General features: G+C 60.8%; 11 protein-coding genes and 1 pseudogene. 10 read left to right on the top strand and 2 right to left on the bottom strand.

The genetic code is table 11. From position 1 onward, the window contains the following. Positions 1 to 15 precede the first annotated feature (15 nt). Both QUG01_RS17100 and QUG01_RS17095 read right to left on the bottom strand, forming a co-directional pair. Entirely contained in the window at positions 16 to 990 is a 975-nt protein-coding gene (locus QUG01_RS17100; protein WP_500831149.1) for a M14 family metallopeptidase, read from the bottom strand. Further along, complete coding sequence (locus tag QUG01_RS17095) at positions 987 to 2579, bottom strand: ABC transporter substrate-binding protein (RefSeq protein ID WP_500831148.1); 1593 nt, start codon at positions 2577 to 2579, stop codon at positions 987 to 989. Before QUG01_RS17095 ends, QUG01_RS17100 begins: the two co-directional genes overlap by 4 nt. A gap of 134 nt (positions 2580 to 2713) precedes the next feature. Between QUG01_RS17095 and QUG01_RS17090 the strand changes: the two genes are divergently transcribed. From QUG01_RS17090 to QUG01_RS17045, 10 genes and pseudogenes are all read left to right on the top strand, one after another. Then, positions 2714 to 3325 carry a M15 family metallopeptidase gene (locus QUG01_RS17090; protein WP_500831147.1) on the top strand — a complete coding sequence of 204 codons (612 nt, stop codon included), beginning with the start codon at positions 2714 to 2716 and terminating at the stop codon, positions 3323 to 3325. A 384-nt stretch (positions 3326 to 3709) separates the two neighbouring features. Continuing rightward, positions 3710 to 6353: pseudogene (locus QUG01_RS17085) on the top strand (type VI secretion system Vgr family protein). Between the two features lie 17 nt (positions 6354 to 6370). Next, positions 6371 to 7243 carry a hypothetical protein gene (locus QUG01_RS17080; protein WP_500831146.1) on the top strand — a complete coding sequence of 291 codons (873 nt, stop codon included), beginning with the start codon at positions 6371 to 6373 and terminating at the stop codon, positions 7241 to 7243. Between the two features lie 21 nt (positions 7244 to 7264). Further along, positions 7265 to 9742 (top strand): T6SS effector BTH_I2691 family protein, encoded by a 2478-nt coding sequence (locus QUG01_RS17075; RefSeq protein ID WP_500831145.1) that lies wholly within the window; start codon positions 7265 to 7267, stop codon positions 9740 to 9742. A gap of 1 nt (position 9743) precedes the next feature. Beyond that, on the top strand, positions 9744 to 10643 hold the full coding sequence (locus tag QUG01_RS17070) for a DUF6708 domain-containing protein (protein WP_500831144.1): 900 nt from the start codon (positions 9744 to 9746) through the stop codon (positions 10641 to 10643). Between the two features lie 557 nt (positions 10644 to 11200). Next, positions 11201 to 12148 carry a tRNA dihydrouridine(20/20a) synthase DusA gene (dusA, locus tag QUG01_RS17065; RefSeq protein WP_500831143.1) on the top strand — a complete coding sequence of 316 codons (948 nt, stop codon included), beginning with the start codon at positions 11201 to 11203 and terminating at the stop codon, positions 12146 to 12148. A 101-nt stretch (positions 12149 to 12249) separates the two neighbouring features. After that, the gene (locus QUG01_RS17060; protein ID WP_500831142.1) at positions 12250 to 13323 is read left to right on the top strand and encodes an ABC transporter substrate-binding protein; all 1074 of its coding nucleotides are present in this window, start codon (positions 12250 to 12252) and stop codon (positions 13321 to 13323) included. Between the two features lie 67 nt (positions 13324 to 13390). Beyond that, positions 13391 to 13984: an RdgB/HAM1 family non-canonical purine NTP pyrophosphatase gene (gene rdgB / locus QUG01_RS17055; RefSeq protein WP_500831141.1), complete on the top strand. Its 594-nt coding sequence runs from the start codon at positions 13391 to 13393 to the stop codon at positions 13982 to 13984. Beyond that, positions 13981 to 15171, top strand: coding sequence for a radical SAM family heme chaperone HemW (hemW, locus tag QUG01_RS17050; protein WP_500831140.1), 1191 nt, complete (start codon positions 13981 to 13983; stop codon positions 15169 to 15171). Before rdgB ends, hemW begins: the two co-directional genes overlap by 4 nt. Beyond that, on the top strand, positions 15171 to 15551 hold the full coding sequence (locus QUG01_RS17045; protein ID WP_043623676.1) for a RidA family protein: 381 nt from the start codon (positions 15171 to 15173) through the stop codon (positions 15549 to 15551). Before hemW ends, QUG01_RS17045 begins: the two co-directional genes overlap by 1 nt. The last annotated feature ends 131 nt before the right edge of the window (positions 15552 to 15682 follow it).

Genomic DNA, 15682 nt, shown 5'->3' with positions numbered 1-15682 from the left:
TCGCGCCTATGGCGCTCACCATCTGGCCGAAGGCCGCGCCAGGTAGAACCATTCTTGCCCTGGCGGCGCGCCTGGGCTGGGAAACACGATGCAGCCATCGTCCGGCGCCAGCAAGGTTTTGCCATCGGCGCGCACGGCGATGGTTTCGCCGCGCCGCACGGGATCGAAGCTGGCCCAGTTGCGGACGAAACGATCAGCGTCGTGCTGTTTGTCCACTACCTCATACAAGCTCAATCCTTGCAGCGTTTGCCGCGTCGGCGTCGGCGCCGGCGCCCGGATCATGCCCAGATGCGCCAGCGTGTTGACGACGGCGCGATAAGCCACTTCCGGCGCGGCCGGATCGTCGTGTTGGCCGCACTCCAGCGTCAGCGCCCAGCCGCCTTGGCTGCGCATGTATTCGGTGGTGCCCACGCCGTAGCGGACGTCGCTGTTCAGCGCGCGTTGGCGCGCGTCGCCCAGCGCTGCCGATTGGCGTCTCTCCACACCCAATGCATAGGTGCTGAGCCAGCCATCCATGGCGCGGCTCACCCCCAAACATCGCGCCAGGGCTTCCTCTTTTGCCGCATGCGAAAACGGCTCCAGCGTGCCCGCGTTATCCGGCGGCCCCAGAAAAACGAAGGGCTGGCCCGGCGACTGGAACGAATGCAGATCGAGCAGCACTTCATGCTCGGCCAGCAGCGGGCATAGCCAGTTGGCGACATGGTCCTCGTAATCTTGCGGGCTGGGCTGGGGCGCGAGGTTGCGGTTCAGATTGCGCTCGCCGCCGCGTTGGCCCAACTGGTAGGCCAGCGGGTTGGCCACCGGCACCAGGGTCAGCGTGCCGCGGACGAGTGATAGCGCGCCCTGTTCCAGCTCCGCCATGAGGCGGCGGATGGCGATGGCGCCGCACACTTCATTGCCGTGCACCGCGCCGGTGACGATCAAGCGCGGGCCGGCCGTCAGCGCCTGGTAGCGATGGCTGCTGAAGCTGGAGGGCCAGGCGGGATTCATTTGAGCCATACGTCCTCGAAATCAAAAGAACCATTCGGATTCATGATGAAGCCCTGCACATTGTTGCGCAGCGGAATATAGATGCGCGAATGGGCGATGGTGATCCATGGCCGCTGGTACTTGAAGATTTCCTGCGCTTTCAGATAGTAGCGCGTCCGTTGCTTCTGGTCGGTGGTTTGGCGGCCCAGCTGCAGCAAGTTGTCGAACTCGGCGTCGCAAAAGCGCTGGCCGCCCTTGCTGACGCTGCAGGACAGGCTGTTCCACAGGAAGTCGTCCGGGTCGCCGGAATTGCTGGTCAAGCCGGACATATAGACATCGTGTTCGCCGGCGGCGGCGCGCTTCAGGTACTCGCCCCATTCGTAGCTCTGGATATTGGCTTTGACGCCTATCTTGGCCCAATCCTGTTGAATCATCTGCGCCATCAGCTTGCCGTTGGGATTGGTGGGACGCTGCACCGGCAGCGCCCACAGATTCACCGTGAAGCCGTTGGGGTAGCCGGCCTGGGCCAGCAAGGCCTTGGCTTTGGCCGGGTTGTATTCGTTGCGCGTTTTCGGGTTCCAGCTCCAGATCGACGGCGGATACGGATTGACCGCCTGGATCGCGCCGCCCTTGGGAAACATGGCCTTGAACAGGGCGTCGCGGTTGATGGCCATGTCCAGCGCCACCCGTACCTCGCGCTTGGCGAACTGCGGCCGCTTCAGGTTGTAGGCGAGATAAGAGATATTGCTGGCGCCGGTGGAGGCGATCTTGATGCGCTTGTCCGCCGCCAGCGTGTCGAGGTCCGATTCGCGCACCGCGGCCGCCACCTGGCATTCGCCTGCCTTCAGCTTCTGCAGGCGCACTTGCGGGTCGGTGACGATGGCGAACACCAGGCTGCGGGTTTTCTGCGCATGGCCCCAGTATTGCGGATTCGCCTCATAGCGTATGGTGGAGTCTTTGGCATAGCTCTTGAAGCGGTAAGGGCCGGTACCGATGGGCAGCTGGTTGATCTGTTGCGGCTTGCCGGCTTTCAGCAATTGCTCGGCGTATTCGGCCGATTGCATGCCGGCGAAGCCCATGGCAAAGAAAGTGAGGAAGGTGGCGTTGCGCTCCCTCAGCCGGATTTTCACCGTATGCTGATCCAGCTTTTGCACCGATTCGATCATCTTGGCCAAGCCATAACCGTCCGGGCCGGTCAGCGGCGTTTTGAAAGCCTGATTGAATGGCAGCTCCGGCCGAATCCAGCGGTTAACGGTGAACACCACGTCATCGGCGGAGAAGTCGCGCTGCGGCGTGAAATAGTCGGTATGGTGGAAATGCACGCCGCGGCGCAGCTTGAAGATGTATTCCAGGCCGTCGGCCGATACGGTCCAGCGCTCGGCGAGGCCGGGGCGCAGCGTCACGCCGCCGCGCTGGAACTCTACCAGACCCTGGAACACCGGCTTGGTGATGTTGTAAGTGGTGGCGCTGTCCCATAGAGCGGGGTCGAAACCCTCGGGCGAGGCCTCCGCGCAGAAGACCAGCGGCTTGGCTGCCAGGGCGGCGCCTGGCAAGGCGCTGCCCAGCAGCGCGGCGAGCAAGAATGGGCGCAAAGGGCGGGGAAGAAGCATGTCCGCTTTCCTGTTTTGGTTTTGTCGGTCCGGGCTTATCATGTCAGTCCAAGCCGGTATCGGATTGTCATCCGAGTATCGCATATCGCGTCCAACTGCAGGTTTGCGATGGATCATCGGAGAGAGGAGACGCCATGTCGGCTACCATCAAACTGGAAGCGCTGGATAGCTATCCGGAATATGTCCCGCTTGACGGGCTGCCCGGCGTCCGCCTCGATCTGCGCTATGCAAGCGCCGACAACTTCGTTGGACGCAATCTGTATGGCGCGGCGCAGCCAGCGCGGCTGCACCGCGACGCCGCTGCAAAGCTGGCGCAGGCCGCCGCGGAGCTTGCGCGGCGGCAGGACGGATACCGTTTGCGGATTTTCGACGCGCTGCGTCCCGGGCGGGTGCAGCGCGTGCTGTGGGACATCGTCAAGGATACGCCGCAGCGGGTGTACGTGGCCGATCCGGCGCGCGGTTCCATTCATAGCTTCGGGATGGCGGTGGACCTTACCCTGGAAGACGAGGCAGGACGCGAACTCGACATGGGCACCGGCTTCGACGATTTCACGGAGCTGGCCCAGCCGCGGCATGAAGTCGCGATGCGCGCCGCCGGGCGCTTGAGCGAGGCGCAACTGGCCAACCGCCTCCTGCTGCGAAACTGTATGGAGGCAGCCGGTTTCCGCGCCATCGCCACCGAGTGGTGGCATTTCGAAGCGGACGACCGCGACTGGGTGCGCGCGCATATGCGCCTAGTCGAATAAGACGAGAGACATTTTGCCTTGCCCCTGCCTTGCTGTAAGTCAGATAACTCCTCGTCTGATCAAGCGCTTATGCGTCGAAGCGAGCCTGCGTTGGGGTGTCGGGCAAGCACGGCCGCGCGTCTGCTGCTGCGAAGGATGGGTTTCGCGCCAGCTTCTGGGCCGCTTGGGCGCGTGACTTTAAGACTATCCTGGCAGGTTGTCTGGTGCAGCGTGTTATCCTTCAAGAAAGCGACATGAAATCAATTTTCACCTGTACTTTAGTGTAGGTTTGTCCGATTTGTGGCAGGGCTAGCTTGTTGACGCTTGCGTAGCATCATAAAATTCTTATCCTCTTTTAGTTCAATGACATACCCTCTTTGGAGGGTATTTTTATTTGGGACTCGGATGGATTTGAACGCACTGCTGGCCAGTTTCGCCTCCGCCTTTGGCCAAGATCGACGGGTATTGACTTTGCGGCTGGGGACCGGGCAGATCGCCGCCGAGCAGCTGCTGCCGTTGAGCCTGCAGGCCGAAGAAGGTCTGTCCCAACCGTATCGCTACACGCTGACCTGTCTGTCGCCGGACACCCATATCGAACTGAAGTCGCTGCTGGGCCAGCCGGCGCGTATCGGCATCGAGGATGCCTCCGGCGGCGAGTCCATCCGCTGCGGCGTGGTGAGCCAGGCCAGGCTGGCCGGCGCCGATGGCGGCTTCGCCAAGTACGAACTGACCATCGAGCCGCCGTTCGCGCTGCTGCGTCACCGTCGCACTTCGCGCGTGTTCCAGGACCTGACGGTGCCGGACATCATCCAGCAGATCCTCTCCGAACATCAGCAAGCCAACCCAGCCTTCGCCCGGGTGCAGACGCTGGCCATCCAGGTGCAGCCGGGTGCAGCCGGCCCAGCCGCGCAGCTACTGCCTGCAATACCGCGAGAGCGATTACGAATTCATCGTGCGCCTGCTGCACGAAGAAGGCTACGCCTGGCGTTTCCTGCATCAAGACGATGACGGCCTGCAGGTTCAGCTGGCGGTGTTTGACGATCCGCATAGCCTGCCGGCCGCCCCCTTGAGCCGCGTGCGCTTCCACCGCAGCGACGCCACCGAAGACGAAGACGGCCTGACCGAATGGCAGGCCGCGCGCCAGATCGTGCCCAGCAGCGTGGCGCTGGCCAGCTACGACTACAAACCCGTTTCCACCCAGCGCAGCGAAGACGGCAGCCGCATCGAACAGGGCCAGGCCGGCCAGTCGCTGCAAAGCAGCCTGACCCACTACGACGCGCCGGGCCTGTATTACGCCGGCGACGATGAACAGCTGGGCCGCTACGCCCAGCTGCGCCAGCAGGCGCATGACCTGCAGGCCAAATCCTTCCGCGCCAGCGGCACCGTACGCGGCCTGCAGCCGGGCGAATGGTTCCGCCTGGACGACCATCCGGCGCACGAAACCGATAGCCCGCAACACCGCGAATTCGTGGTCACCGGCCAAACCTTCCAGGTGCGCAACAACCTGCCCCAGGATCTGGCCCAGCACGTCGGCGCCCCCAGCGACGCCGCGCCGTTCACTACCACGCTGCAGACCCAGCGCCGCGGCATTCCGCTGACGCCGGCCTATGCCGACACGCCGCTGGCCAAACCGAAATCGCGCGGCGTGCAGACCGCCACCGTGGTCGGCCCGGCCGAACCGACAGACCAAGTGGCCGACGAGATATATACCGACGCCCAAGGCCGCATCAAGGTGCAATTCCACTGGCAACGGCCAGAAGAACATCAAACCTTCGGCGCCAACCTCGACGACAAATCCAGCTGCTGGCTGCGCGTGGCCATGCCCAGCGCCGGCGCCGGTTTCGGCCACCAGTTCATCCCGCGCATCGGCCAGGAAGTGCTGGTCAGCTTCATCGAAGGCGACATCGACCGGCCCGTCATCACCGGCGTGCTGTACAACGGCAGCCACCCGACGCCGGACTTCAGCGGCGCCGGCGCGCTGCCCGCCAACAAGACCCTGTCCGGCATCAAATCCAAAGAACACCAGGGCGGCGGCTACAACGAACTGCTGTTCGACGACACCCCCGGCGAAGTGCGCGCCAAACTCAGCTCCGAATCCGGCAAGACCCAGCTCAACCAAGGCTTCCTCACCCACCCGCGCAGCCACGGCAAAGCCCAGCCACGCGGCGAAGGCTTCGAGCTGCGCACCGACCAGCACGGTGCCATCCGCGCCGCCCACGGCCTGCTGCTGTCCACCGAAGCGCAAAACGGTGCCGGCGGCAAACAGCTGGCGCGCGAGCATGCGCAGAGCCAGCTGCAGTCTGCCGTCGCGCTGAGTCAGGCGCTGGCCGAAACCGCCACCGGCCAACTCGCCGACACCATGGAAACCGGGCCGGATGCCATCGGCGAAGACAACGCTAAAACCGGCAAGAAAGCCAAGGGCCACATACAGCATCAGCTGGATGCCCTGGCCGCCTGGGAGGCTGGCAGCAATACCGATAAGGACGCCAAAACAGCCAAGGAGCAAGAGGGTCAACAGCCACTGCTCATCCTGTCCGGCCCGGCCGGCATCGCCAGTCTGACCGAACAAAGCCAAACCCTCAGCGCCGAGCAGAACCTCAACCTGGTGGCCCAGCGTGATGCCAACCACACCACCAGCCGGCGGTGGATTCACAACGTGGGCAAGAGCATCAGCCTGTTCGTGGCCGGGGTGAAGGACAAGGTGGCCCTGAAGCTGATCGCAGCCAAGGGCAAAGTACAGGTTCAGGCGCAGAGCGATGCGATGGAAATCACGGCCGACAAGGATGTGACCATTACCTCATGCAAGGGTCGGATTGAGGTCAAGGCCAAGAAGGAAATTCTGCTGACCGCCGGCGGCGCCTATTTCCGCATTGCCGATGGCAATATCGAGGTGCATGCCCCCGGCACCGTCAGCGTGAAAGGCGCCAGCCATGACCTGTCTGGCCCCGCCAGCTTGAACGCGCCGATGCCCGAACTGAAAGTCAAAATGTGCGAGATGCGCGCCCGAGCGGCAGCCGCAGGCGGCGACGCGGTTGTCCCGGCAGCGTAGGGTCTAGGGGGCGCGCAATGAATCAACAAAACTGGCAACCGCTGTCTGGCGCATTTCTGACTCAAGGCCAATTGGGTCCATTCAATTTTGCCATTGCCTCTGCAGAGCAAAGGGCCGAACTGCCTGATGATTGGCCGTGGACCTTGCTTACGCCCAGGGGCTTTGAAGACAATGAAGGGCTGATGCCTTCCTTGTTGAATCTATCGGCGCTCAAGCCAGATGACCGGCGCGCCTTGTTCACCCAACTGGAAAACGCCCAGCAAGACGATGAACCGGCGCCGCTCAGCGCGCTCTTGTCGGCAGCCATCGCTCCGGCCGCTATGGCGCGCCATCTATGCCAGGCCCAAGTGCTGGTCCATCAAGGACAGAAATCCTGGCTGAGAATTTTTGATGGCAGAGTCTGGTCACAACTGCCGCGCGTACTCAATGCCCCGGCCATGATCGGTTTGTATGGCCCGGTCAGCCTATGGGCAAGCAATCTGTATGGCCGCTGGGCCTTGATGACGCCCCCAACGTCCAACTCGGCCCAGCACACCGCGCCAGCAATGGATTGGGAGGGACTGCTGAGAGTCGGCGCAATGAATCGCGCATTCGCGCAAACTGGCTGCCTGGACTGGGAGAGCGCCATCAACCGCGCGGCGCGAGTGGATGGCCTGGTCCAACGGGCGCAACATCTTTACCAGATGGGCCGGCTTGAGGACCAAGTAGCTTTTGCCTGTTATGGCATTCGTTACGGCGACCAGTTTGATTCTCACCCATTGGTCCAACGCGAGATCGCCGGCTGGATGGCGCAAAGCCCGGAGGAGCGTGAAGACAGCACGGTGGTGGATTGCCTCGCGCTGCTCACAGACGAGCAGTGGGCCGTCATCCAAACTTCCGCTATTGAATAACGCATACCCAAACGAGAAAACATGAGCACTAACCCCAGTTGCGAATACTGCGATAAGCGCGGCGTACCGATTTTCCCGGCTCGGTATGCGGTTGCCCTCCCCAATGCCAACGCGCCGGCGCTAACCAACAAACCCTCGGTGGCGCTGCCCGATGCAAGCAGTCAATACACGTTGAGAGCCCTCCGCAGCGGCTACCTCTATGTTTACGATGAGGCGCGCAAACGCTGGGATGACTATTTCGTCACCGAGGATGGCTATTTCTTCAAGACCAGCACCCAAGCCAAAGGTCAGCCGCTGGTTCTACCGAAAAAACCGTTCAGTTGCCCCGATGAAGGACACCGCGCCATCGCCAGTTGCATCACCATCCCCGATGCCAAGCGCGCCACCAAGGTCTGGCTGGCGTTTTCGGACGGCCAATGGACGGAGGCCGTGCGCAAGCGTCATGACAGCGCAGACTATCGCAAGAAACACATGCGCTGCGTAGACGTCAAAGCTTACAGCGCCAGTATCGATGCCAAGCATTGCCTGCCCATCAAGGATGCAGGCAGCAAAATCGCGGAATATGCACTGGATAAAGCGGCTCTGGGCAAGGCCGTGGGCTTCTCCCCCGTCCCGCTTGCTAGCAGAAAAGGCCACGCCGAGCGGTTGATCGCGGAGGCAGAAAAACTCGCCCCCGGCAAAGGCTTCATCGTCGCGCTGAGCGATCCGGTCGGCATCGCAGCGGAGCTCTCCGCCCTGATGATTCATCACGCCAGCGTCTTCGCCAACAAGAAGGAAAACAAGCACCCGCTGATGGCCAGCATGGCTATCAGCCAGATCAAGATGGCTGTGGAGGACCAGGCGCTGGAAGCCGAGCATCAAGCGGCAGAAGAACTATCCAATGACTACATCTCGCAGCCCGACCTCTTCGTGCTGTTCTCGTCCAGCGCCAGAAAACGCAGAGAGGCCCAGTACGATGCCCTGCGTACCGTCACGCCAACCGAAGCCAAGCGCGCCCAAAAGCTGGCCTGGGACAAATACCGAGCCAAGTTCAACGAACCGGCCATGCAGGCCTGGCAGGTCAAGTTTGAGGCGGAAAGCCAAAAGTTTGACCAGACCACCATCCAGCCGCTCGCCAAGGCATATCTGGGTTGGCTAGGCGGTCAGGACATCAAGCAATCCTTTCAGTGCAATTACGATGAAGATGATCTAGATAGCGGGGAAGCCTACACGCGGGCGGTCACACTGGCTGTTTCGGGTGCGCAAGACAAGAAACTTTGCCTGGACCACCTCTCGCAATTGCTATCCGGTAACTTCGAGCCGGAAAACTTCGTGCTCAATGCGGCCGTGCTCAATCAGAAATCACTGAAAGACCAGGTAAAAAAAGCAGTCGGAGCGCAAAGCATTGATCCGCGCATCTTCCCCGCGGATGCCTATATCGGTTTCCAGGGGGGCGTGGCCGAGAAGATCGCTCACGGTGATACCAGCCTGAACGCTTATCTGCTGACGATCAGCGCCCCCTTGGTCAAACTCTTCGATGGCATAGCCAACAAGGTTGCACGGCCACTCTGGACTGCCATGGCGATGCATAGCCGAAAAGTCTTCGTGCAAGTCGAAGTCACCGGCAGCAAAAAAGCTTTCCGCACGCGCTTGATCAAGGAGTTGGTCAAGCAAGGCGGCAAAGCGATGAATCCGCGCGAGATGGAGCGCGCGGTCAGCGCACAGCTGCGCAATCTGCAAGCAGCCGGCGTGCACTTGGATGACACCGAAAAGAAGACATTCACCCTCTTGCTCGATCCCAAGCAAGTTAGAGGCATGCCCAATGGGCTGACACCTTCTCAGCAGGCTAAATGGCTGGCAGGCAGTATCCATACTGCGGCTCAGCTGGATAATATCGTCATGGGCGAGTGGCGCGCGGCACTCTCCAGCGCCAAGGGCGCGATACCGTTCGCCGGTGGACTGCTGGCAGCCATTTGGCAGTGGGCCGCTTTGGACAAGCTGGGACAAGATGAACAAGGTGCGATGAGCCACGAGGCAAAAGAGGCTAGCTGGCGTTTGCGTGCAGGTACCACCGCGCTTGCCGGGACCATCGTTGACATGGCGGGGCAGGGCCTGAAAAAAACTGCGGCCTGGGTGCCGAAGTTTGCCGAGGGCTTGGGTAAGTTTGGAGGTCTACTTAGCGGCATTGGACGCTTAGGTGGATTCATTGGCGGCGCCATCATGGCATTTTGGGATGGGAAGAATGCGCTTAACTCATTTAGGTCGGGAAAGATTGGGATGGGTTTTTTATACCTAGTGTCAATGGGGCTGGGAGTGATAGTTGCGTATATGGCACTTGCTAGTGTATTTCCATTTATTGGCTGGGTCGCCATTATTGCACTGATTGGAGTTGCTTTGCTGATTGAACTATTTAAGGACAACAAAGTTCAAGCTTGGCTGGAAAATGGATATTGGGGTGGGCGAACGTATAAAACACCAGACGAAGAGCAAAAGCAATTAGAATTAGCCGTGGCGGGATAATATGGAATTTACTGGACAGGCCACTCCGTACGCAATTAGTAGGCCGCTTTCGATTGAAGAGCGCGATCGTCAATTAAAGCAAAAAGAGAACCTAAATACTGATCTTTATCATCAGTTTTCGGTTATTGAGATTAACTCTAACTGGCTGGAGGTGGTGGATAAGTATTTTTTTGACAAGGGGACCTTGACTACAGCCTGGCTAACTCAAGCTGCATTTACTATGTTCGGATTGTTAATTGGGTTTTATTATGGTCTATCTGCGATAGCATCAGGAAATGCTGAGGGTTGGTATGTCTTTATAGTAAATCCAATACTAATACTTTTTTCGTGGTGCACTTGGAAGGTAACAAAGAAAGAAATCAATTATACCCACTACCCCATCCGATTTAATCGAAAAACACGCATGGTCCATGTTTTCCGTCAGGATGGAACCGTATTGAGTGTGAAGTGGGATAGAGTATTTTTTACCCAGATTCCTGTCACCTACGGGATGTGGGATATGGTTGGCCATGTTCTGGATGGGGATGGCGTAACAGTGCGCGAAACCTTTGGGCTGCCAGCATGCGCGATGGGAAGTTGGGGACGGGAGAGAGCGAAAGGGTATTGGGAATTTATCCGCCGCTACATGGAAGAAGGCCCTGCCAGCGTCTCGGATGTAATTAGTGGCTGCCTGCCGATCAAAGACAAGAAAGAAACGCTAGCATTCAGTTTTGAGCGCATCGCTGCCTCTCTCGGCAGCTATCTCAATCCATTCATTCTTTTTTACTATATATTCTATCCAGGTCGGATGATTGCCATGCATTTCAGCAAGATCCCGCAATGGCCAGCGGAGATCGAGGCGCAGTGTCAACGTCTTGACGGGCATGACCCATTTTTCAGAGATGCCAGCATGAATGCATAAGGAGGTCTGGATAAGTCGCGGCCGCACTGGACTTAAGTTCTGCAAGAGTCTGGGCAGTGCAATTTTACTGCGAAGGACATGCGTTGGTTTTAGGGCGGGTCCGTGAAGACCGTAGTTTAATGGGCTGGACTCTGTAGGCTGATATCTTCGCTGCGTCGACATCGCCAGGGCACTCTTGGCTTTCCCTGTATATTTCGCCCTATAGCGGATGATCTCGCGTAGGGCGGATGCCCCGCAAGCGGGGCGATCCGCCGCTGAGTGATTGGCATGTGTCTGTCTGCCAAACTTGACCCTTGCGCAGTGTAAGGGGGATAATTCCTCGTTTATTCAAATGCTTAGTCAGCGCCGCCTTGTGGGCTAGAAGGCAGGCGCTACGCAAGGCGTGCGAGTGGTGCTATAGCCCCGGAAAGTCGCGCTTTGTGTAGCACCGGCGGGACGGAAATAGGCGGAAATCAGCCGGAATGAACGTAAACAAGACTGCACCCAATGGCGCTGCAACCCGCGCCAATCAAGGATTTAAAGCAAACAAGCCGTCCCGGCGCCTGAGCGTTGCGCCGATGCTGGATTGGACCGACCGCCACTACCGCTATTTCGCCCGCCAGATCACGCGCCATACTTGGCTGTACACTGAAATGGTGACCACCGGCGCGCTGCTCCATGGAGATGTGGAGCGCCATCTGCGTTTTGACGAGGCGGAGCATCCGCTGGCGCTGCAATTGGGCGGCTCCGAGCCCGCCGAACTGGCCGCCTGCGCCAAGCTGGCGGAGCAATGGGGCTATGACGAGGTGAACCTTAATGTCGGTTGCCCGTCCGAGAGAGTGCAGAAGGGCGCTTTCGGCGCCTGTTTGATGGCGGAGCCGCAACTGGTGTCTGATTGCGTCAAGGTGATGCGCGACGCGGTGGATATCGATGTCACCGTTAAGCACCGCATCGGCATTGACCAGATCGAGCATTACGATTACCTGCGCGAATTCGTGGACACCGTGGCCGAGGCTGGTTGCCATACCTTCATCGTCCACGCGCGCAACGCCATCTTGAAAGGGCTGAGCCCTAAGGAAAACCGCGAGATCCCGCCGCTGAAATACGACTATGTCTATCGTTTGAAGCGGGAGCGGCCGGACCTGGAAATCCTGATCAACGGCGGGGTGAAGACCAATGCCGAGATCGCAGAGCACTTGAAGCATGTGGACGGCGTCATGGTGGGCCGCGAGGCTTATCACAATCCCTGGCTGATGGCCGAGTGGGACGCGCTGTTCTATGGCGATGAAAGCGCACGGCCGGAACGCGCGGCGGTGGTGGAGGCGATGATGCCTTACGTCACGGCGCGATTGGGCGACGGCAGCAATGTCCGCCATATCGCCCGCCACATCCTGGGCCTGTTCCAGGGCCTGCCTGGCGCGCGCAACTGGCGCCGCATGCTGTCCGACGCCAAGCTGCTGGACGGCGCTGACGCCGGACTGCTGCGCCAAGCCTACGAAGCGACGCTGCAAGGCCGCCGCGCCTGAATACCGCGATGACCGCCCGCTGGCGGTTGTCGATCCGGGCGGCCTGGTGCCGCCTTTTGTCATTGTCATGCCTGGCATGACCGTCTGGAGGTGAATCCCAATTGAAAAAGTTGCAGAAGTTGATGCTCGCCCTGTCGCTGTCTTCCGGCCTGGCCTGGGCCGGTCCCAATGACGTGCTGCACATCTACAACTGGAGCGGCTCGTTGTCCGACAACATCGTCAAGCAGTTTGAGCAGAGTTGCGGTTGCAAGGTGGTGCAGGACTACTATGGCGACAACGAGGAAATGCTGGCCAAGCTGGCCGCCGGGGCCAAGGGCTACGACATGGTGTTTCCGTCCAGTTTCGTGGTGCAGGCCATGACCAAGCAGAAGCTTTTGCAACCATTGGATCACCGGCAGATTCCCAATCTGAAGAATGTGGCGCCGGCTTATCTGTCGCCAAGCTACGATCCGGGCAACCGCTACACCATCCCCACCGTGCTGTCGCTGACCTCCGTGGGTTACAACGTGGAGAAGCTGCAGCAGCTTGGCATCGATCCCACCAGCTGGTCGGTGATTTTCGATCCCAAGGTGCTGCAGAAGCTCAAGGGCAAGGTGACGGTGCTGGACAGCTCGCGCGAGGTGTTCGCCGCCGCGCTGTTCTACCTGGGCAAGGACCCGAACAAAGCCGCCGAAGCCGACATGCGCGCCGCGCGCGACGTGATCAAGCGCGCCAAGCCGTATTGGGCCGCCTTCTCCAATGCCAGCTATCTGAAGCAGCTTGCCATCGGCAATATCTGGGTGGCGCTGGGCTATTCCACGGAATTCTTCCAGGCCAGCGAGGATGCCCGTCTGAGCAAGCGGCGTTTCCACATCGGCAATGTATCGCAGCGCGAGGGCAATGAACTGGGCGTGGATACCATGGCCATTACCGCCAGCGCCAAACGGCCGGACCTGGCGCACCAGTTCATCAATTTCATGCTGGATGGCAAGCATGCCGCCCAGTTGACCAACCTGAACGGCGCGACGAATCCGGTCTCCACCGCCGGCGCGTTTTTCCGCGCCGATCTGAAAGCGCATCCAGTGATCAACCCGACGCCGGAACAGGCCGGAAAATGGACCGTGCTGCGCGAATTGACGCCGGCCGAGCGCCGCGTACTGGCGCGGATGTGGACGGAAGTGAAGGTCAGCCGCTAAGCTGGCGGCCTGGCCGGACGCCATGCGCGATCGTCCGGCCGCTTACAAGATAGAAAGAGCGATAAAGATGTTCGACCAACTGGTTCTCGCCAGCAATAACGCCGGCAAGCTGAAGGAGTTCGGCGCGCTGTTCGCCGAGCTGGGCGTCACCGTGCGCCCGCAGCGCGATTTCGACGTGCCGGAATGCCCGGAGCCGCACCACACCTTCCTGGAAAACGCGCTGGAGAAGGCGCGCCACGCCAGCCGGCTGACCGGCCTGCCGGCGCTGGCCGACGATTCCGGCATCTGCGTCGAGGCGCTGGGCGGCGCGCCGGGCGTGTACTCGGCCCGCTTCGCCGGCGAACCCAAGTCCGACGCGCGCAACAACGCGCTGCTGGTGGAAAAGCTGCAGGGCGAGGCCAACCGCCGCGCCTGGTACTACTGCGTGCTGGTGCTGGTGCGCCACGCCGACGATCCGCAGCCGCTGGTGGCCGATGGCATCTGGCTGGGCGAAGTGCGCGACCAGGCTGCCGGGGAGGGCGGCTTCGGCTACGACCCGCATTTCCATCTGCCGAGCTACGGCGTGTCGGCGGCCGAACTGGACGCCGCCGAAAAGAACCGTGTCAGCCACCGCGGCCAGGCGCTGGCCGCGCTGATGGCCAAGCTCAAGGCGCTGGCATGAGCGTGATCGACGTCTCGGCGCTGAGTGGCGGCCTGCGCGAGCTGCCGCCCCTGGCGCTGTACATCCACTTTCCGTGGTGCATCCGCAAGTGCCCGTATTGCGACTTCAACTCGCACGAGCCGAAGAACGGCTTCGACGAGATGGCCTATGTCGACGCGCTGCTGCGCGATCTGGAATACTCGCTGCCCGAGGTGTGGGGCCGCCCGTTGACCAGCATCTTCATGGGCGGCGGCACGCCCAGCCTGTTCAGTCCGCAGGCGATGGACGCGCTGCTGGCCGGGGTGCGGGCGCGGATGAAACTGCATCCGGACGCCGAGATCACCATGGAGGCCAACCCCGGCACCTTCGAGATAGAACGCTTCCGCGGCTACCGCGAGGCCGGCATCAATCGGCTGTCGATCGGCATCCAGAGCTTCGATCCCACGCACCTGAAGGCGCTGGGCCGCATCCATGACGGCGATGAGGCCAAGCGCGCGGTCGAGATCGCGCTGACCCATTTCGACAACGTCAATCTGGATCTGATGTACGCGCTGCCGGGCCAGACCCTGGACGAGGCGCTGTCCGACCTGAATACCGCGCTCTCTTACGGCATCACCCATCTGTCGGCCTACCACCTGACGATTGAACCGAATACGCTGTTCGCGGCGCAGACGCCGCAGAATCTGCCGGATGACGAGGTGTCCGCCGACATGCAGGAGGCGATAGAATCGCGTCTGGAAGCCGCTGGTTTCGATCACTACGAAACCTCGGCCTTCGCCAAACCCGGCCGCCACAGCCGCCACAACCTCAACTACTGGCAGTTTGGCGACTACGTCGGCATCGGCGCCGGCGCGCACGGCAAGATCAGCAGCCACGCCGGCATTGTGCGCCAGATGCGGCACAAGCAGCCGGCGGCCTATCTGAAGGCGGTGGCGGACGGCAATCCGCTGCAAAGCCAGCAGAAGGTCGCCCGCGCCGACCTGCCGTTTGAATTCATGATGAATTTGCTGCGCCTGACTGGCGGCTTTGAGAGCCGCCTGTTCCAGGAGCGCACCGGGCTGCCGCTGGCGCTTATCCGCCGCCAGCTGGACCAGGCCCAGGCGCAAGGCCTGCTGGACGGCGACGGCGCCATCCTGCGCCCGACGCTGAAAGGCCAGCGCTTTCTCAACGATCTGCTCACCCTGTTCCTCAAAGAAGGAGATGAATAATGGCTAAGGAAATCATCCACACCGACAAAGCTCCGGCCGCCATCGGCGCTTACTCGCAAGCCGTCAAGGCAGGCAACACCGTCTACCTGTCCGGCCAGATCCCGCTGGACCCGGCCACCATGGCCGTGGTGGAAGGCGGCTTCGCCGCCGAAACCCACCAGGTGTTCAAGAACATGAAGGCCGTGTGCGAGGCCGCCGGCGGCAGCCTGGACCAGATCGTCAAACTCAATGCCTACCTGACCGATCTGTCCAACTTCGCCACCTTCAACGAAATCATGGGCCAGTATTTCAGCCAGCCGTTCCCGGCCCGCGCCGCAGTCGGCGTGGCCAGCCTGCCCAAGGGCGTGCTGGTGGAGGCCGAAGCGGTGATGGTGCTGTAAGCCAGATCGGTTCCTTAAGAAAGAAAACCCCGCCTAATCAGCGGGGTTTTCTTATGGCTATGTCCCAATTGTAAGTTGGTAACTACACTGAAGTAAGCCTCTCACCAGGAGCGTGATGATGGATACCCAGT

It is taken from the genome of Chromobacterium sp. CCUG 76385, assembly GCF_059916625.1.
The sequence above is the reverse complement of the archived record's forward strand: the minus strand, read 5'-3'. Positions and strand labels throughout refer to the sequence as shown.